The following is a 19844-nucleotide window of genomic DNA, read 5'->3' as shown; positions in this document are numbered from 1 at the left end:
GTCCAAATTAGGATTGTGTGATTTTTTTAGTTTTTTATACTTAAACACATAGTTACCTGAAACTTTTTAACAAAAATAAAAGGGAAAATTATACTTTCTTTAATACTGCATAAAAGAAACCATCACCACCATTTTCAGTAGGTAAAAATTGTTTAAGTTCACCTTGTAATTTGGCGCTGGTGTTTTCTTGTAAAAAACGCTCAATTTGTAATTTATTTTCGTCTGGTAGAATTGAACAAGTAGCATAAACCAAAGTACCACCAGTTTTTAAATAAACCCAGATTTTAGTTAAAATGGCGTATTGTAATTCGGTCAACTGCATGATATCACTATCTCGGCGTAACCATTTTATATCGGGATGACGGCGGATAACACCTGTTGCTGAGCAAGGCGCATCAAGTAAAATGCGATCAAATTGTTGCCCTTCACACCATAGTTCTGGGGTTAATCCATCACCAACTTTAACTTCGGCATGTAAGTTTAATCGAGTTAAATTTTCGTGAATGCGCTTCACTCGGCTAGGCTCAATATCCACCGCTAAAACTTGTGCTTTTGGAGCAACTTCTAAAATATGTGTGGTTTTACCACCAGGTGCTGCGCACATATCCAAAATGAGCTCGCCATTTTGCGGTGCTAACAAATAAGCGGCATATTGAGCAGACAGATCTTGTACCGTGACAGCACCCTCATCAAAATAGGGTAATTTATTTACATTGACAGGCGACAATAATCGCAGAGCACTAGGTAACTCTGGAAAGCTATCAGATTCAATTTGTCGTTCAGCAAGTAGTTGTTGGTAATCACTTACTGAATATTGGTTAATATTAACTCGCAACCACATTGGTGGCTTTTGATTATTAGCATGAACAATAGCTTGCCACTGCTCTGGATAGGCCTGCTTAAGGCGTGTTAATAACCAACTTGGGTGTAATGTCTGCTGGTTTTGTTGCTTGCTGTCTTGCATAAATTGTTGCTGTAATGATGTTTGTTGGCGCAAAAACTCACGCAATACACCATTTACAACCCCTTTAAGCTGTGTTTTTTTGAGAGTATTGACCGCATTAACTGTCTCACCAACTGCAGCATGTGCAGGAATACGGGTATAAAGAATCTGGTAAATACCCACTAACAATAGGTCATGTAAAATTCTATTTTTACCCTTTAACACTTTACTCATCAAGGTATGAATATAAAAGTTGAGTTCTGGTAATACTCGCATCACACCAAAACAGATTTCTTGTACTAACGCCTTATCTTTATCGGCTATTTTGTGGTTTAAAGTTGTCAATGTAGCGCCTAATGACTGTCCTTCTTCTAGCACATTAAAAATAGCTTGCGCACAAATAGCTCTAATATTTTGGGATGATTTTTTATTCATAATGAATAACGACCTTAATTCATTTAATTGGATTAACTTATAAAATTAACGAGCCAATCCAACCAGCAATAAATAATGGAATATTAAAATGGGTAAATGTTGGAATAACACTATCACGAATATGATCATGTTGCCCATCACTATTTAGCCCAGAAGAGGTCGCTAAAATAGTATCTGATGGTGGCGATCCCGCATCACCAATTGCACCTGATGCACCAATTAAGCATACGGTGGCAATTGGTGAAAAACCGAGTTGTACACAAAGTGGGACATATACTGCAGCAATGATAGGAACTGTCGAAAATGAAGATCCAATACCTAATGTAATAACCAGCCCAATTAGCATCATCACAAAAGCGGCAATCACTTTATTACCAGCAAATAATGCTGCACTGTTGTTAACCAAAGGTTCTATTTCATGAGTCTGTTTTAACACTTCGGCAAAACCTTGCGCTGAAATCATTACAAACCCAATCATAGCCATCATTTTGATGCCGTCCGTAAAAACGCCATCAGCTTCGCCCCATTTAATCGAACCCGATACAATAAAGCAAATAAAACCAATTAAGGCACCTAAAATCATTGAACCAGTATAAAGTTGAACAGTAAAAGATAGAATAATCGCCAATAATGAAACAATAAGAGAGCGCTTACTCACATCTTTTAAAGCATCTTGATTTGCCTCTCCACGAATAATTTTATATTCTCTAGGCTTACGATAACTAACAAAAATAGCCCATAATAGACCAGCAAACATGCCTAATGCAGGAATTGCCATTGCATGCATTACATTTACATGGCTAACATCCATTCCTGATGCGGTAATATTTTTTAATAAAATTTGATTTAAAAAGATATTCCCAAATCCTACTGGTAAAAACATATAAGGCGTAATTAATCCAAATGTCATAATACAAGCAATCATTCTTCTATCAAGCTGTAAGCGGGACATTACGTATAAAAGCGGTGGAATTAAAAGCGGAATAAAAGCAATATGAATAGGAATAACATTTTGCGATGAAATACTTACTAACCCAATAATAACAATCAAAATCCACTTGATACGTTTTTTGGCATCGCTTGATGTAAGTTGCTTAATAGCTTTATCAGCCAATAATTCGGGTAAGCCAGATTTTGATATTGCCACTGCAAACGCACCTAACATAGCATAAGAAAGTGCAATATTAGCTCCATTGCTGATCCCAGTATTAAATGCATCAATGGTTTCTTTTAACGATAAATGGCTAAATAGTCCACCAACAAATGCGCCAATTATTAAGCTAATAACGACATGAACACGGCAAAGAGATAAAATTAACATGCAAATTACCGCAACTACAACCGCATTTATTGAAGAAAACAAATCAAGCACTGTATTCATAAAATAAATTCTTATTTAAGAAGAAAACTTATTATTTTAGGCGATAGATATTGAAAGTGCAATCGATAGTGTATACTCACTCTTTCATCTATATATATAAAATTAAAAATGTGTTAATAAAAAATTCTAAAAATAGAACCCTTAACTAAACTGTAGGGCTATTGTGGAGAGTTGTTAATGAGAAATAATATCGACGGACATTTTTTATTGATTGGTTTAATGGCTTACCCTATTCGCCATAGCTTATCCCCTCAAATGCAAAATACCATTTATTCTAAATTAAAGGTACCTTATGTTTATTTAGCATTTGAAGTTGACCAAAAAAAACTCCCTGACGCAATTAAAGGAATTCGAGCATTAGGATTACGCGGCAGTGCCGTGTCCATGCCCAACAAGCAACTAGTCTGCCAATACCTTGATAAGTTAACACCTGCTGTGGAAATGAGTGGTGCGTGTAATACTATTTCAAACGATAATGGTGTTTTAACAGGCTATAACACAGATGGAATGGGCTACATGCGCATGCTCAAAGAAGCCAACATTGATGTGATAGGCAAAAAAATAACCATCCTAGGCGCTGGAGGGGCTGCAACAGCCATTGTTGTGCAAGCTGCTCTTGATGGCGTAAAAGAGATCACTGTCTTTAATCAAAAGGATGAGTGCTATACAAAAATAGAGGCCATTGCAAAAAAATTAAATCAAAATACTCAATGTCATGTACGCGTTATCGATCTGGCCGATAAAGATAAGCTACGCAAAGAAATTTCAGATAGTGTTGTACTTTGCAATGCAACAGGTGTCGGAATGAAACCGTTAGAAGGAAAAAGCTTAATTACAGATCCAACAATGTTCCCCCCCGATCTTGTTGTTACAGATTGTATTTATAGTCCGCGTAAAACAAAACTACTTGAAATAGCTGAGCAACAAGGTTGTAAAATATTAAATGGTATTGGCATGATGTTATGGCAAGGTGCAGCTCAAATAAAAATTTGGACAGGTGAAGATGCCCCTATTGAATATGTGAAAGAGCAAATGGGTTTTAATGATTAATAAATAATTTCTTATGCTAATGACTTCATTCTACTGTCTTATTTAATACAAAATTAAAACCAGATAAAATTATGGTCTATTAACGGAATTTTTAGCTAACAGGATACAAAATGAAAACACTAACCATCAAAAAACTTGAAATTGGTTCAGGCGCACCCAAAATTATTGTGCCAATTATCGGTAAAACTGAAGCAGAATTAATTGATGAAGTACAGTTTTTACAATCAATTGATTTTGACGTTTTAGAGTGGCGTGTTGATCACTTTATCCACGTTGATAATCTTAATACTGTAAAGTTAGTCGCTAAAAAAATAGCAGATTTACTACCAAATAAACCTATTTTATTCACTTTTAGAACCGCAAACGAAGGTGGAGCTAAGCCATGGCCATTAACATCTTATGTCCAATTGAATAAAGAAATGGCTTGTAGTGGGCTTATCGATCTGATTGATGTTGAGATGTTTATTGGTGATGACTATGTAAAAGATATTATCGATGTCGCACACAAACATCAGATATTTGTTGTGGTATCAAATCATGATTTTGAAAAAACGCCATCTAAGAGCGATATTGTCTATCGACTAAAAAAAATGCAAGAACTTGGCGCAGACATTCCCAAAATTGCAGTTATGCCCAACACCGAGGATGATGTATTAACCTTACTAGCTGCCACCACAGAAATGAACAAAAAACACTCAACCACGCCGATTATTACCATGTCAATGGCTGGGCTTGGAACTGTTAGTCGTATTTCTGGTTCGACATTTGGTTCAGCAATGACTTTTGGAGCGGCTAAGAATGCATCGGCACCAGGTCAATTAGATGTTAAACAATTACGATATATTTTAGACGCATTATACCAAAGTCGTAGTTAATTCAACTGAAACTATTTTATTAATCAATTAGCTAAAGAAGGCAAAAAACAGATAGAGCCATGTAGTTGATATCAATAAACCTTTATATTAGACTTGGATATTGTTATATAAGTTGTTTTTATCAGCTAATTACATGGACTAAAGATTGTGCAAATTTACTAACAGATAAGCAGTAAGAAGTATATACTGCATTAACTATTAAATGCTTTTGCAGACTAAAAACAAAACTGCTTTAAATTTTTAATTTAAACATTCATTTCTCAGTTTAGTTAGAAAGTGCAGAATCTAAGTTAGTTAAATGGATAATTAATAAAAACGTATGAGGTTTATTTTTTTATGTTTTCTTGGTGGACTAAAGTTTATTTTTTTCTAATCCAAATTTTGGTGAAGCTTTTTGTTAAAAGCAAACCAATTCCTACCGATCCAATAACAGAATTAGACCTCGATACCAACAAGCCAATTTTATACGTACTTCCTTATAACTCTCAAATTGATTTGATGGTGGTTCGATCTCTTTGTTTGCAATATAGTTTACCTGATCCATTAGTTGGCATAGATATTAATGGTAAAGTTATTCCAGCTTATATCTATATTGATAAAGGACCTGGTATTTTTGCATCCAATCAACAAAAAAGTAAAGCGATTGAAATTTTAAGGGATTATATTTCTGCACATCAACAAAATCATGATCTTGATATTCAGATGCTACCTATTTCGGTCATGTTTGGTCGCCGCCCTGATAAAGAAGGAGAAAAAAAACTTTCACTGCAAGTACTTGGTGCACCCAGTAAATTATTAAAAATAATGACATCAGGCAGAGACTGTTATACACGCTTTTCTCGTACTGTTTCGTTTAAAGATATTCATGTCGATAAACAAGATCTTTCAGTGTTAGCACATAAATTGGCTCGCGTTGCGCGTATTCATTTTGCAAAGCAAAGGGTAGCTTCTGTCGGCCCCAAACTGCCCATTCGCCAAGAAATGCTTAATAAATTATTAAATAATCCTGGACTGTCAGAAGCAATACAAGAAGAGGCTAAAAGCAAAAATATTGATATTGATAAAGCGAAAAAAAATGCTTTAGCAATGCTAAACGAAATTGCCGCAAATTTTTCTTATCGTATGTTAAGAATAACTGATTTTGTTCTCACTTGGGCATGGAATAGGCTCTATCAAGGTCTTAAAGTGACAAACGCAGATCCAGTTCGTGAGCTTGCGCAAAACGGACACGAAATTGTGTATGCTCCTTGTCATCGTAGTCATATGGATTACCTTTTATTATCCTATGTGCTTTATCGACAAGGTTTAGTTCCTCCTCATATTGCTGCTGGCATTAATTTAAACTTTTGGCCAGCAGGTCCTATTTTTAGGCGATTAGGTGCATTTTTTATTCGCCGCTCATTTAGAGGAAATAAGCTCTATACTGCCGTTTTTCGTGAATATTTGGCTGAACTATTTATCCGTGGTTATTCTGTTGAGTATTTTATTGAAGGTGGACGCTCACGCACAGGCCGGTTACTCGATCCTAAAACAGGCATGTTGATGATGACAATCCAAACATTATTGCGTGGTGATGCACGCCCAATTACTGTTGTTCCTGTTTATATTGGTTATGAACATGTTTTAGAAGTTGCAACTTATGCCAATGAACTCCGTGGTGCAAAAAAAGAAAAAGAGAGTTTAGGACGCACAATTAAAGCATTTTTCAAATTAAAAAAATTAGGGTTTGGCTATGTTAATTTTGGCCAACCTATACCTTTAAATCAATTTTTAAACCAACAAGTTCCTGATTGGCGAAATGAAATAGAACCAACTGGTACACAGCGCCCTAGTTGGTTAACACCAACAACCAATTTACTTGCTAAACAAATTATGGAGCATATTAACTCTTCAGCTGCAATTAATGCGATGAACTTATGCTGTTCAATATTATTGGCCGCAGACCAACGCGCACTAACCAAAGTAAGGTTACTGGAACATATCGATTATTTTTTAAAATTATTAAAAAATATTCCTTATTCAGATTTGATAACTATTCCAGATCAAACACCTGAAGAGTTATTTGAACACGCCAAACAAATGGGTAAATTCATTATTACTACCGATGAAGTTGGTGAAATGGTTGGACTTACAACTGAACAAGCAGTATTAATGACCTATTACCGAAATAATATTCAGCATTTACTGATTATTCCTGCAATAGTAGCTAGAATTGTGCTCAAATATAACCAAATATCATCTGGCGAAATATTAGAACAAGTAAGACGATTTTTCCCTTTAATAAAATCAGAACTATTCCTTTATCATAATGATGAACAGCTAACTGTATATGTACAACAAATCATAGCAACTTATGCCAAATTGAATTTAATTAGCGACTCGACAGATAAATTGACAGTAAATTCTTTAAAAATTTCGGGATTACAATTAATTGCTTCATCTTCTAAAGATACTTTACAACGTTATGCTATTGCGTTTTCTTTATTGCAAAAAGATCCAACTATTAGCCGTGCAAAACTAGAAAAAGAGGCGCGTCTCATTGCTGAACGGTTATCTGTTTTGCATGGTATTAATGCTCCAGAATTCTTCGACAAAGGTGTATTTTCAACATTAGTCGCATCACTACGAGAGCAAGGTTATTTAGATGATCAGAATGATACCAACTTAGGAAAAATTGAAACCATGAATACAATACTTAAGCCTCTAATTACAGCACGAGTAATGCAAACTATCGACGAAATCAATTTATAACTCAAATAATAAAAAGTCCATAATGAAGCTATTAAACAAAAAAATAATAAGTCATGCTTTTTAGTTAATATGGTTTGGGTGAAAAGAAAAAACAGATGGTATTGAAACTCGAAGAAACACAACAACAATTAACTGATGAAGAACTCAACGAATTTAGTCAATTCGTTGGGAATAAAATTCCCGATGATTTTATCAACTTTTACCGCCAATTTAACGGAGGAACTTTTATACAACTTGATAGTAAAATGAGTAATTATGTTGATGACAAGTTTTTGATTAATTTTTTTAGCATAAAATATGGCCTTACAATAGAAAATATTTATGCGCAGTTTAAGCGAGATTTTCCGCAGCTACAAGATATGCTCCCTTTTGCTTCTGATCTATACTCGAATTGTTACCTGCTTTCATTAAGGCCTCAAGATAATGGTTGTGTTTACTACTGGTCAGTCGTAGAGCAAAAATTAACACTGCAATTTGAATCATTTAACTGTTTTATTTTATTTTTGGATGAGGTATTACAATCTCTTGACAAAAAATATAAGAAAGATCGCCAGCTAGATATTCTTATATGGGTTTGGGTTATTGCTTCAATTGCGCTTTACATTTATTTCCAAAAATAACCGTTTGTGATAATTATATTTTTGCTAAATAGATAATTAGCATTATAGCGTTCATTTAATTATGAGCTTAATAGAGGCATAGCAACATTATGTGTATATCTTTTTTGCGTAATGAGGTCATCAATTTTTTAAGTTATCATGCGTTATTTAGTTTAAGCTTACAAGCTAGAACAACATATTTGTTTGAAAATGGCATAATAAACCAGCAATCTTGCGAGCATGCTAAACAAGCAATATTTAATAATGATATTTTTGATAATTATAAACCCTCACCGTTATTAAAAAATCGTTATCTCGAAACAAAAATAGAGCAAATTACCGGTAATAAAATAAAGATTATAGATCACCCAGATAGTGGAATATCAGGGGTAGCTTGTGCTTGTTGCCAATTTGTGGTGTTCGAAAATGCTGAAGATGCTATTTTTGAAATATGCCCTGTTTGCAATTGGCAGACGGATACATTGGATAAAAATGGTTATAGCAAATTAAACAAAAGTTACTTAACAGATTATAAAAATAATATCGTCACAAAAGAATTGATTGAGCAATACAGTGATGTATTTATAAGAAGGTATTCACCTACCAGCTTAAAATTGAAGCAAGTGTAATTTTCTATATAAATTTTCCTATCACAATGAAAGTGTGTAAAATCTGATTTTTTAAACAAAAAACAATCTTTATGGCTAAATAAAATTTGATAATTTATTATTAAGAAGGCTATTAAATAAATTGGTAAACACATTAAAAAATAACAGAATAACAAATGACTAAATAGGAATCTAAAAATGCTACATTCAACAGTTAATGTCAAAATTTATTGGCGATCCATACAACAAGGTGGAAAAAAAACGCTTCCTATAAATACAAAATACTATCCGATCACTGAACCGCTTAAAGATAAGCAGGGTGATATGACAAGTTGGTCATTGGTAATAAATGTTAAAAATAATGAGAACATTAATACTCATGAAAGAATAGGTTTTGGTGAAGCCCATTTTTTAATGAAAAATGCGCCCAGTTACTTACTCAATAAAGGGTTTAAAATAATTATTTATGAGGGACCTAAACAAGTGGCAACTGTTAAAGTACTTTAATTACTGTCTTAAAATACAATTACAAGCTAAGAACATCTACCAACTAGAAAAATAAAGGTAAAATCACATTGAATAAATGGGAGTTTAATCATCAACTCAATCAATTAATTGCTATATTGACTTCCAAAGGTTTTGTTACCAAAGGCTGTAATGACCAACAATTGGCTCAACTTGAACACCAATATGGTCGGCTTCCTGTATATTATAAAATTTTTTTGTCAAAACTAGGCATTAATGCAAGTGATTTTAAACTTGGTACAGCTATATTATTTCATGAAATTGATGATATAAACCAAGGCTCTTTAGTTTTACTGGTCGAGAACAATATTTCTATTCCCACTAATTTCTTTGCTTTTTTATTACATCAAGGTTATTCAAGTCTATTCTTTATGGATAGGCATGATGATCCTATGGTCTATTGTTATACAGAAGGTGACGTAATAAAAAATTTAAATTGCAAATTTAGCCAATGCATATCGGCTGAAATAGCATTGTATAAAACGTATCAGACTGAGTAAATGATTTGTTTTTATGCTTTAGTGCATGACAAACCTATTAGGCTCTAAAATCATATTGAATAAAAAGGTTATGGTTATATGAAATATACTAAAGATGAATATATTCGATTAGGGCGAACATTACAAACAACAATTATTGATGATCTTCCCAATAATGCTTCACAATTTACTACTATTGCTATAAATTTTAAAAATAAAAAGTATAGGGTTCTTTACGAAGTTATAAAACTAGTCGATGGTGTGGATTTTTTCGACGAACATGAAACGATTATTAATGAAATTCATGAATTCAATTTGTATCAACAAATGATAGATTATTTAGGCTCTATTGGTATTGATATAGATCAATTGGGGCCAGCAAAAGGATCAAAGATAATATTTTGATTTGGGAAAAGTGTTAAGGTTATTAAATTCATTTTTTATATCAAATCATTCATTTCACGAAATAATGCAATCAATATCATACAATCACAAACCAAGATAATTATAGGATAATACAACTGAATTTTAGTGATCTTATGCATCTGGATGTTCTGTTATTATATCCCCTAATTATGCGCTCACTCACTAGTCACAATCAAACATGGAAAAAACAATGAAATATTACGCAAAGCTAGTTGCTATAGATCCATATATTGAGGAGCAGGCTACTTTTGATTTTGGCCAATATCAACTTTGCTGTTTTATCAATTCTTCCGCTTGTGCGCTAAATCAGGGCAATATTTATCTATTAGAACTTAATTTGTGTTTTATTGACAAGATAAAGCCTGAACTATCTGGAGATAAGCATTTTTCTATTATGCAACAAGCTGATACTTTTGTTCATCATATTAATGGTTATCTATTTGAAAATAGATTAATACTATCGAATCTTGTTTTTCAAGATGATTTATTTTATGATTTTGCTTACTTAAGTGGTGATTTTATTAAGTTTAGTGTTGATAGGCTTTCTATTGATATTTTAAATAACATTTTTTAGATTAAGTATGATAAAAATGATATCCAATGTTGTAGTAAAGCGATTACCTCCCAGGAAACCTGGCGAAATCTATTCACTTGTTGAAGTTGATGGTGTTTGCTGTAATGAAAAACTGAAAGGGGGCTATTTAGAAGCGGCTTTTAGTTATAATGATGATTATATCTTACTTTTTGTGTCGCTAAATGGTGACGCTTGGGAAGAGATTTTATCTATTTACTTACTTGATTTAAAAAGTAATAAAATCGTCGATCGAGCTAGAATTGGTGGTGGCTACTCTTCTTGGTTTGCTGGGAATGGTATTGATGATATTAAAATTTTATCCGATAATACGATAAGTTTTGAATTTATGTCGTTTAAGGATTCTGATGGTTGGTTACTCGAACTTTTTAACGAACCTATAAAAACCTTTCCGTTTGCACTGAGATATCTACCTTACATTTCCCGTCCAATTTCTTCCAAACGCTATTTTTTGATTAAAAAGAATAAAATATCACTTAACTAAAATCTTTGTATTGAAATACTAGATAGTTGTTAAGATGAAAAATTGTTTATAATAAATTATCTATATATTTTTTGAATATTGGTAATCAATATAGCGATAATCGTTGTTGCGAGTTAGGATTTATCTTTAAATAACAATTATATTTACCTTACAATATTACTAAAGAGGCGAAATGGTAGCTAAAATCATTCTGCAAGATACGTTCAATGAGCAAGATTTTCTACGGTTTGCCGAAAATTAGCAGCAAAATGCATCGATCATCATTGAATCAATATTACAACACAACGACGCAAAAAATCGTATTTTTAACTTTGTCTTAAATCATATTCCAGATTCATTTGCCGAAGCAGTGATTGATATTTTTCTGGAAGATAGTGATTTTATTATTAGTGATGAGGATCTGCTAAAATGTGTAAGGCAAGGCTCCATCGGTTTAAAACAGAGCATACGTTATCGAAAAAAGACACCTCAATATATTCTTAATTTATGTAACCAAGAATAATCAACGCATTACCAATATCAAGGAATATAAAAGATGCTAGATTTTTCCTACTTATCAGATCAAAAAGACAGTAAGCCATCTCTTGTTTTAAGTGATAAAAAAGTGCAATTACTTGAGCAAGCTTTTATCGATTTAAAGCGGAAAACAGGCATCATGATTGATGTCTATGGTCGAAACAGAATCTATCCCGATCATCAAAAAATATTAATCAACTTGTTACAAAAACATAACGACAGCGAAATCCAAAAACTAATTATGCTACTTAAGCAAGCTGTGAGTGAAGACGAAGTGATTATTGCCGATGGTGATTAAATGAATACATTGCTTATTGAAATATACTGACAATCATTTAATATGCCATTATACTGATGTCTGAATACTGAAAGTATCTTAACCTTTTAATTTTTTTTGAAAATGATGAATTTTATTACTATACGAGATATGCTTTCTAACATAGAAAACATGCCATACAGTTTTTTTTATCTTCCCGCTGATCACTCATCTTGGACACTTAATACCCAAGGAGTTTTTAGTCTTGAGGATGAAGATATTTTAGATGATGATGATTCAAACCTGCCTAAACAAGCTATAGAAGAAGGTTGGATACCAACGCTAGAAAAAGCCGAAATTGAAGATATTATTAGCGTAGCTAACAATGAATTAGATAATCCAACATTAGAGGATTTATTTAGCTCTTTTGTCTTTTATTTTAAAAACGATGCTTTTTTACAGTATGATGATTTATAACAATAAAAAAACAGTTGACTTGATATCAAACTTATCTGATAAACTCAATCAATTAGGTATTTTATTACAATCGAATATTGCTAGGCAGTTTAAATTAACTGATATGGCTAGTTATGTACATGTTAATATCTTGAAACAACAAATTTATCTGCGTTTCAAATTATCAATTAACAGTATGGAACTATTTGATAATGATATTGTTAATATTCGCATCACAAACGATATGATACATATAACTTGCCTTGTCTATTCAAATTATGGTGTGGATAAAGTAATGGAATATCAAGATAATCTTAATAATTTTGAATTATCTATTTTCGACAACATTGCTCTTAAACTACTGTCATGTTTTAAATCACATATTAATTTTATAGCATAATACCATGTTGCAACCAGAATTGATTAAATAGGATAGCAAAAATGAACGAAATATGGGTATTTAATGGTGAAGGAGCAAACTTTCCTGCTGGTATATTCACCTCGTTAACTGAAGCTAAAACTTGGATTGAAAAACATCAATTATCTGGTGTATTAACCCGTTATCCTGTGAATACTGGGGTGTATGATTGGGCCATTGCTAATGATTTGTTTACTGCCAAACAAACGTGGCATACAAAACCTGCCTTTATTGAATCTTTTACCTGTGCCTCAATGGAACACTACCATTTTGAAGCAGGACAACAGCAATAGCACTAAAACATTACTAATCATTAAAACTATTCTGTATAGAAAAAAGCCAAGTTATGTACACAACAATCCATTAACGCATTGACAAAAAAGGAAATAAGTGGTGGAAAAATTTTTCATATTACTTAAAAAAAAGGGAATAAATTATTTTATTAAAAACAATAAAATAACCATTAATGGTAATGTGGACTTATATCATACAAATATTAAGACACTTCCTAATAATTTATCAATTAGTGGGCATCTAAATTTAGCTCATTCACATATAGAAGAATTACCTCAAAATTTAACGATTGGTGGCAATCTAAATTTAAATTATACCCATATCCAGACATTGCCTGATAATCTATCAGTTGGTGGTAATTTATATTTAGCTTACAGCGATATTAAAACATTACCTAACACTTTTTTTGTGGAGGAAATTTAGATTTAGACTCATCAAAAATAGAATCGTTACCTGATAACTTAACCGTACTTGGTAACTTAATTTTGCAATATACTAAGATAAAAGCATTACCTGAACATATCACAGTTAAGGGAAATTTAAATTTATACGATACTCAAATTGAAGTATTACCAACATATTTATCAATTGGTGGGGGATTAGATTTAAGCTATACAAATATCACAAGTTTACCAGAAAAGTTCTCTATTAATGGTAATTTAGCATTAAGTGGCACTAAATTAACAAACCTGCCTGAAGGCCTTTCTGTTTCTGGAAGTTTAGAACTTGAATATACTAAGATTCAAACATTGCCACGTAATCTTACTATAGGTGGTAATTTAGATTTATTTCACACGCAAATCAATAAATTATCAGAAAATTTATCAGTTGGAGGTTATCTAAGTTTACAAAATCAAAAAATTAACACCTTGCCCGAAAATTTATCCGTAAACGGAACTTTATACATTGATGCGACAGAGATTAAACGATTACCAGAAAGTTTACAGGTAAATCATGTACTGATTTTAGATATCGAAAAAATCGAAAATATTGTTTATTATAAAAATCTTGAAGGGTTTGCTTCAACAATTTTCTCTTGTTGGATCAATAATGAATTTACTATTGTTGCCGCTCGTTTTTTAGGTGCACTTAAAACATTTGAAGAATATGTTGATAAAAATGAATCCTATGAAAATGCAATCAATTACAAAATCGCAGCTAGAGAATGTGTAGAAAAATTAGCTAAAAAACTGAATAAACCTTTTTTATCTAACAGCCTCTAATCTGTCTGATAATTATGGTAAAAACAAAGATATTAATCCAGTAATCTTGTAAATATGTAAGATAATATCTTACTATTCATTACCTAATAGGTATTTAAATTTATGGCGCTAGATTTTATTATCAACTTTGACAATCAGCAATCAGCAATATTTACCATGAGCGAAGATCTTCATGGAAAAATATTTAGTACATCAACCTGCTGGAAAAGTCTTAAACAATTAAAAAGAATTCGTGACTATTACACCGTTAATGTTGTGTTTAATGCTAGCAATTTGGCAATATTGATAACTGATTTAACGCAAATTATGTCACAAATTGAAAATTTTATTCCTGAACTGCAACGGATCATCATCACGCTCAAACAAAAAAATATTAAACAATTACGTGTTACTGGTGATTAACTATTTAGTTATTGAATAATGGATATCAAATACTTAGCCATACGTTTTAGTAATAAAACTTATTATGATAAGGATAACACCACTCAATGTCAGCCGAGTTTAGATTAGTGTTTATAAATCACACATGGTATCAGCAAAATGCCTATGATATTGCCAATAAAATTTTATCATTACCCACTTATATTGCTAAAAATAACGCATACTGTTTATCAGGCTCACCATATTGGGATAATGGTAAGAGTAGATTGTTCGATGTCAGACTATTTTTGGAAGATACTCAAATTTTTATTGAAATAAGTGCTCATCCGCCTAGGATCGAAAAAGATTTAGCGCAGTTATTTACATGGATAAGAAGTCAGACTGAGATTAAAATATTAGATGACGATGGGCAAATATCAGGATGGTAAGTCATGATCGCATTGAATGCTAACATTATTAGCTATAAATCAATAGGAAACATTCAAATTGGTGATAACATTCTCACTTATTTGGATGAAATGTACCAACGTTTTGATGTTAAATGTCAAGAATGTGAATTGTATTCTCCACCTGGTGAGCAAAATAGATGGTGCTTCTATTCGTTAAACGATGGCACATTGACAATCACTACCACTTTTGACGGAGACATTATTGGAATAGGATGTAACCAAAATTACCAAGGCAAATATATAAATAAATATCAAAACGAGTTATATGCTGGCATTACCATGGAAGAGTTGTGCTATCTAACTAAGTTTCGAGCTATCTTACTTGGCATGCTGATTGTTGATGATGATTATGGTCTATCTTTCACACTACCTTCACCTTACGATGAAATCGCTGATAATATAAAAGACATCCCCTATGATTTAAAACTTAATGAACTTTATGTCACGGATTATTCTCAATGGAAGCCCAAAGCATATAAAAAGAAAACGCCGAAAAAACGCCGTATACCTAAACCTTATTCTTATTTTTAGTGTTAATTTAAAACATAAGCTATAAACGCCCTCTTCCTAAATTTTGTGTATTTTAAAGTTAAAGGTGACGGATGCTCGGTCAATTATTCATTTAATGCAGCTTCAATTACCTGTTTATTCATAAAACCCGTTAATTTACCTAAATCCTCCTGCATTTTTATGCTGTTAGCCAGCTAGCTACCATTCTTCTTAGTTTTTGTTCATCCATTTTAAGTTGTTGCATTAGCTCTAGTATTTGGCTTGTTCTTTTTTAAATTATTTTTAATCTTTTTAGAAAGAAATACCACAACGCTAATTAAAATAAAATTAATAACAAAATCAAAAATGAACGTACCTGCCGATGTTAATATGCTTTTTTTGTAAATGGAAAAAATAAGAAAACTAACTAATGTAATTATCCACGTTATCCTTATTATTGAAAAACATTATATATCATTCGCCCATCCCATTGATTAATTAAAATATATAAATTAAACACGCAATTAACTTAACTTGTTACTTTTTAAAAATTTTTGAAAGATTATAACGATCAGTAAGGTTAATTGCGATAGATAAAACCTATTACAATATATTTTATTGATCTGCGAAACCGATCATAATACAATAGTCAATCTTTTTAACTCAACCTTTACTTTTAATAAATTTTTATAGATAAGGAGAAAATGATGCTTGGTAGAATTTTGAACGGTTATTATTCTGATCTTGACGGAGATTATTATATTACAACGAATCCTTTAGTTAGAGATGGTATAGCTTTGCTTTATTGGATTGGGTTTACTTTAATTGTTTTTGGTTGGCTTCCAAGCATGTTTACATTAAGAATTTTAAAAATTTTAGAAAACTTATCTGGTAAATAAATAACTATTTAAATAATGAGGCTTATTTGTGTTAATTACAAGGAATAAAATAATGAAAAAAATAATTAGTTTTGTGTGTGTTAGTGTTTTAGGTTTTGTTTTGGTGGGATGTGGTGATAAAAACACAATTATTTATGATTTAAAAACAGGTAAAGCAACAGCAAGTGGTTTTGATTCTCAAGCTCCAGATTTAACTGGAGTTGGTTATATGAAAATAATGAATGAGATTAGTAAAAATTGTAATCTTGATACTGTAACACTTGCTATAAATTTAAATACTGATGGTAAATACACAACAAAAGTTTGTAAAAACGGCATTACTTACAAATTAATTAATGCTAAGTAAAAAAGAAAGGGGTTAAATAATGAAAAAAATAATTAGTTTTTTTTGTATTAGTGTTTTAAGCATGATGTTGGTTGGTTGTGGTGATGATGAGTTTGTAAAATTTGCTAAAGAAGCAATAAAAGATCAAAAAGAATGGGCTATGCTTTATGATTTTAAAAATAACAAATTCTATCAGTATCATACTTATTCAATTCGTAAAAATCAAGAACCATCTTTTATAATTGATCGTGAATTGAAAAATTGCTCAGTTTCAAAAGAAGAAATAAATAAAGTAATATTATCTGACGATTCAATTAATTTAACTTGTGATTCATACTTTGTTGGTGATTTAAAAGTAAAAGTGAAAATTGTTGGTAAAAAATCATCATATGATCAAAATATTCTTGATAATGATTTTAATTATCTATTTAACTTTAACACTAACAAAGTATATTATAAAATTTCAGGTGATACAGATGAGCAAATGAAAAAAAATGCAGAAAAAACAAAAAGTTCATGTCACTCAAAAGATAAAGAAATTTATGACGATTGCGGTCTCTTTAATTCAAGAGAGAAAATAATTGGTTTATAAGTAATAATAAAAAGAGGGGATTCCCTCTTTTTATAAAATTGTTGGGAGTTTTACCTTTTTATTTTGTATATGTTGTATATCTTCTTCTTCTTTTTCAATTTTAACTTTATTTAATAAGTATTCTTTTTCTTTTAAATTACATTTTTTAGTAATTTCACTTCTGCTAAAATATAAAAAATAACTTATTTTATAATAAGTTAGCTTTAATTTTTTATTTTTATTAAATAATGTAATTATGTTATTTTTTAAGGTATTAATGATGTTAAAAAAGGGTTTTGAAAGGAAAAATGGTCGGCGAGAGAGGATTCGAACCTCCGACCCACTGGTCCCAAACCAGTTGCGCTACCAAGCTGCGCTACTCGCCGTTGGAAGCGCATAATACTGCGCTTCCTAAAAAGTGTCAATACCTACGATAAAAATTTATATCTGCTATGTCCTTATTTCGATAAAGGTGCTGGTGTTTTACCAATTCGTTGATAAAATTCAATGACAAAATTTTCGTAACGTTTATTCGCAACAGCTTCACGAATTTCAGCCATTAAACGTTGATAATAACGTAAATTGTGGATGGTATTTAGTCGTGCACCTAAAATCTCACCACACTTATCTAAATGATGAAGATATGATTTAGTATAATTTTTGCAAGTATAACAATCACAATGAGGATCAAGCGGAGTAGTGTCGTCTTTATATTTTGCATTACGAATTTTAATTACACCATTTGTGACAAATAAGTGACCATTACGTGCATTACGGGTTGGCATCACACAGTCAAACATATCAATACCTCGACGTACACCTTCAACTAAATCTTCAGGTTTACCCACGCCCATTAGGTAACGAGGTTTATCGGCTGGTAATTGTGGGCAAGTACCCTCCAAAATGCGATGCATATCAGCTTTAGGCTCTCCAACAGCTAATCCACCAACAGCATAGCCATCAAAGCCTATTTCGGTCAATCCTTTAATTGAGATATCACGTAATTCTTGATGTATTCCGCCTTGCACAATACCAAAGAGTGCATTTTTGTTGCCTAATTCATCAAAACGCTTTCGGCTACGTTTAGCCCAACGTAAAGACATTTCCATTGATTTTTTGACATAATCCCAATCAGCAGGAAACGGGGCGCATTCATCAAAAATCATCACAATATCAGAACCAAGATCATATTGAATTTCCATTGAAACCTCAGGTGATAAGAAAATCGAATCACCATTAATCGGATTACGGAAATAGACACCTTCCTCTTTGATTTTACGGATATCACCTAAACTAAAGACTTGAAACCCTCCCGAATCGGTCAAAATTGGGCCATGCCACTGCATAAAATCATGTAAATCACCATGTTTTCGCATGATTTCTTGTCCAGGCCTTAACCATAAATGGAATGTGTTGCCTAGTAATATTTGAGCTCCAGTTGCAGTAACCTCTTCAGGGGTCATACCTTTTACCGTGCCATAAGTACCAACAGGCATAAATGCTGGTGTTTCAACGGTATATTCAACTCCACGACGATCGAATTTCATACGTCCTCGACGAGCAAGCCCATCGGTATTGTCTAGTTCAAATTTCATTTTTTTGTTAACCTCTTGCGACCAAATAAACAGTTTGGCGCGAATTATTGTTATAATACGTTATAGTATCATTAATTTGCGGTATTAGTTTATCGTGCTAGTTCTCAATAAACAATATTTGATAAGGATTTAAGGATTTTGAGGTATATTGATTTATTTTTAATATCATGTTTTTCAATTATTTTGTTAGTTGGTTGTCAAAATCAAAATAACAAAGCTGTATTAACTATTACATCAGAGCAAATTAAACATTTATCTGAACAAGATATAGAGACTATTGGTGCACAAGTGTGTGCTGATTCAGATAAACGATCTGTTATTGCTAATGAAAATAGTTGGCTCAACCAAAAACTTGAAAGGTTAACCGGAACGCTACCTAAAAAGATTAATAATATTGAAGTAAATTATAAAGTTTATTTAAATACAGATCCTAATGCATGGTCAACTGCTAATGGCTGTATTCGCATAAACAGTGGGTTAATAAAATTATTAAACGATAATGAATTACAGGCAGTTTTAGCTCATGAACAAGCACATATTGCTCTTAAACATGCTATAAAATCATTTAGACTAGCCCCTTACGTTGAGATAACCAATAAAGATGTAGTTATTCTTGTAAAAAAAGAGGTTGCTCAACAATTTGAGTTTGAGGCCGATTATTATGCTTTGGAGTTATTAATGAGCAGAAATATAAATCCAACAGGGCTTGTAACTATGTTAAAAAAAATGCCCATTCATTCAACAAATAATATAACAACATCACATCCATCAAATATAAAACGTATTGATCGTATTTTAGAAAAATTAGGTACTATATAAGTATT

General features: G+C 31.9%; 26 protein-coding genes and 1 tRNA gene. 23 read left to right on the top strand and 4 right to left on the bottom strand.

Annotated elements, in window-relative coordinates:
- Positions 1-88: 88 nt before the first annotated feature.
- Complete coding sequence (rsmB, locus tag A9G32_RS00660; RefSeq protein ID WP_065589891.1) at positions 89-1378, bottom strand: 16S rRNA (cytosine(967)-C(5))-methyltransferase RsmB; 1290 nt, start codon at positions 1376-1378, stop codon at positions 89-91.
- A 37-nt stretch (positions 1379-1415) separates the two neighbouring features.
- Positions 1416-2759: a Na+/H+ antiporter family protein gene (locus A9G32_RS00655; protein WP_065589890.1), complete on the bottom strand. Its 1344-nt coding sequence runs from the start codon at positions 2757-2759 to the stop codon at positions 1416-1418.
- A 177-nt stretch (positions 2760-2936) separates the two neighbouring features.
- Between A9G32_RS00655 and A9G32_RS00650 the strand changes: the two genes are divergently transcribed.
- The 22 genes from A9G32_RS00650 to A9G32_RS00545 all read left to right on the top strand — a co-directional run bounded on the left by A9G32_RS00650 (position 2937) and on the right by A9G32_RS00545 (position 17446).
- Positions 2937-3809, top strand: coding sequence for a shikimate dehydrogenase (locus tag A9G32_RS00650; RefSeq protein WP_065589889.1), 873 nt, complete (start codon positions 2937-2939; stop codon positions 3807-3809).
- Positions 3810-3919: 110 nt separating this feature from the next.
- A complete protein-coding gene (gene aroD / locus A9G32_RS00645; protein ID WP_065589888.1) occupies positions 3920-4684 on the top strand; it encodes a type I 3-dehydroquinate dehydratase in 765 nt (254 codons plus the stop codon).
- A 336-nt stretch (positions 4685-5020) separates the two neighbouring features.
- Complete coding sequence (gene plsB / locus A9G32_RS00640; protein ID WP_065589887.1) at positions 5021-7435, top strand: glycerol-3-phosphate 1-O-acyltransferase PlsB; 2415 nt, start codon at positions 5021-5023, stop codon at positions 7433-7435.
- A 95-nt stretch (positions 7436-7530) separates the two neighbouring features.
- Positions 7531-8055, top strand: coding sequence for an SMI1/KNR4 family protein (locus tag A9G32_RS00635; RefSeq protein WP_065589886.1), 525 nt, complete (start codon positions 7531-7533; stop codon positions 8053-8055).
- A gap of 179 nt (positions 8056-8234) precedes the next feature.
- On the top strand, positions 8235-8663 hold the full coding sequence (locus A9G32_RS12485; protein ID WP_176701292.1) for a CPCC family cysteine-rich protein: 429 nt from the start codon (positions 8235-8237) through the stop codon (positions 8661-8663).
- A 177-nt stretch (positions 8664-8840) separates the two neighbouring features.
- Complete coding sequence (locus tag A9G32_RS00625; protein ID WP_218055793.1) at positions 8841-9149, top strand: hypothetical protein; 309 nt, start codon at positions 8841-8843, stop codon at positions 9147-9149.
- A gap of 68 nt (positions 9150-9217) precedes the next feature.
- Positions 9218-9667: a hypothetical protein gene (locus tag A9G32_RS00620; protein ID WP_065589885.1), complete on the top strand. Its 450-nt coding sequence runs from the start codon at positions 9218-9220 to the stop codon at positions 9665-9667.
- Positions 9668-9745: 78 nt separating this feature from the next.
- Positions 9746-10051: a hypothetical protein gene (locus A9G32_RS00615; RefSeq protein WP_065589884.1), complete on the top strand. Its 306-nt coding sequence runs from the start codon at positions 9746-9748 to the stop codon at positions 10049-10051.
- A gap of 211 nt (positions 10052-10262) precedes the next feature.
- Positions 10263-10646, top strand: coding sequence for a hypothetical protein (locus tag A9G32_RS00610; protein ID WP_034913545.1), 384 nt, complete (start codon positions 10263-10265; stop codon positions 10644-10646).
- Positions 10647-10662: 16 nt separating this feature from the next.
- Entirely contained in the window at positions 10663-11148 is a 486-nt protein-coding gene (locus tag A9G32_RS00605; RefSeq protein ID WP_065589883.1) for a hypothetical protein, read from the top strand.
- A gap of 535 nt (positions 11149-11683) precedes the next feature.
- The gene (locus A9G32_RS00600) at positions 11684-11962 is read left to right on the top strand and encodes a hypothetical protein (protein ID WP_065575069.1); all 279 of its coding nucleotides are present in this window, start codon (positions 11684-11686) and stop codon (positions 11960-11962) included.
- Between the two features lie 102 nt (positions 11963-12064).
- On the top strand, positions 12065-12397 hold the full coding sequence (locus tag A9G32_RS00595; protein WP_442902873.1) for a DUF7716 domain-containing protein: 333 nt from the start codon (positions 12065-12067) through the stop codon (positions 12395-12397).
- Positions 12384-12776, top strand: a complete 393-nt coding sequence (locus A9G32_RS00590; RefSeq protein ID WP_141672707.1) for a hypothetical protein — start codon at positions 12384-12386, stop codon at positions 12774-12776. Before A9G32_RS00595 ends, A9G32_RS00590 begins: the two co-directional genes overlap by 14 nt.
- A 41-nt stretch (positions 12777-12817) precedes the next feature.
- Entirely contained in the window at positions 12818-13087 is a 270-nt protein-coding gene (locus tag A9G32_RS00585) for a DUF7710 domain-containing protein (RefSeq protein ID WP_034913569.1), read from the top strand.
- A 97-nt stretch (positions 13088-13184) separates the two neighbouring features.
- Positions 13185-13511: a hypothetical protein gene (locus A9G32_RS00580; RefSeq protein WP_141672706.1), complete on the top strand. Its 327-nt coding sequence runs from the start codon at positions 13185-13187 to the stop codon at positions 13509-13511.
- A gap of 62 nt (positions 13512-13573) precedes the next feature.
- Positions 13574-14311 (top strand): hypothetical protein, encoded by a 738-nt coding sequence (locus A9G32_RS00575; RefSeq protein WP_065589879.1) that lies wholly within the window; start codon positions 13574-13576, stop codon positions 14309-14311.
- 102 nt (positions 14312-14413) lie between these two features.
- Entirely contained in the window at positions 14414-14713 is a 300-nt protein-coding gene (locus A9G32_RS00570) for a hypothetical protein (RefSeq protein ID WP_065589878.1), read from the top strand.
- Positions 14714-14799: 86 nt separating this feature from the next.
- On the top strand, positions 14800-15120 hold the full coding sequence (locus A9G32_RS00565) for a hypothetical protein (protein ID WP_065589877.1): 321 nt from the start codon (positions 14800-14802) through the stop codon (positions 15118-15120).
- A 3-nt stretch (positions 15121-15123) separates the two neighbouring features.
- A complete protein-coding gene (locus A9G32_RS00560; protein WP_065589876.1) occupies positions 15124-15672 on the top strand; it encodes a hypothetical protein in 549 nt (182 codons plus the stop codon).
- Positions 15673-16337: 665 nt separating this feature from the next.
- Complete coding sequence (locus tag A9G32_RS00555) at positions 16338-16529, top strand: hypothetical protein (protein ID WP_065589875.1); 192 nt, start codon at positions 16338-16340, stop codon at positions 16527-16529.
- A gap of 52 nt (positions 16530-16581) precedes the next feature.
- Entirely contained in the window at positions 16582-16875 is a 294-nt protein-coding gene (locus A9G32_RS00550; RefSeq protein ID WP_065589874.1) for a hypothetical protein, read from the top strand.
- 19 nt (positions 16876-16894) lie between these two features.
- Positions 16895-17446 (top strand): hypothetical protein, encoded by a 552-nt coding sequence (locus A9G32_RS00545; protein WP_065589873.1) that lies wholly within the window; start codon positions 16895-16897, stop codon positions 17444-17446.
- A gap of 288 nt (positions 17447-17734) precedes the next feature.
- Here A9G32_RS00545 and A9G32_RS00540 read toward each other — a convergent pair.
- Both A9G32_RS00540 and tgt read right to left on the bottom strand, forming a co-directional pair.
- Positions 17735-17811 (bottom strand) — tRNA-Pro (locus A9G32_RS00540).
- A gap of 72 nt (positions 17812-17883) precedes the next feature.
- Entirely contained in the window at positions 17884-19020 is a 1137-nt protein-coding gene (gene tgt / locus A9G32_RS00535) for a tRNA guanosine(34) transglycosylase Tgt (protein WP_065589872.1), read from the bottom strand.
- Between the two features lie 138 nt (positions 19021-19158).
- Here tgt and A9G32_RS00530 point away from each other — a divergent pair, with 138 nt between their 5' ends.
- Positions 19159-19839 (top strand): M48 family metalloprotease, encoded by a 681-nt coding sequence (locus A9G32_RS00530; RefSeq protein ID WP_065589871.1) that lies wholly within the window; start codon positions 19159-19161, stop codon positions 19837-19839.
- Positions 19840-19844: the final 5 nt, after the last annotated feature.

This window comes from Gilliamella sp. Gris3-2 (genome assembly GCF_001690345.1).
GTDB classification, from domain to species: Bacteria; Pseudomonadota; Gammaproteobacteria; order Enterobacterales; family Orbaceae; genus Gilliamella; species Gilliamella bombi.
Note: the sequence above shows the minus strand (reverse complement) of the source record. Positions and strands in the feature narration are given on the sequence as shown.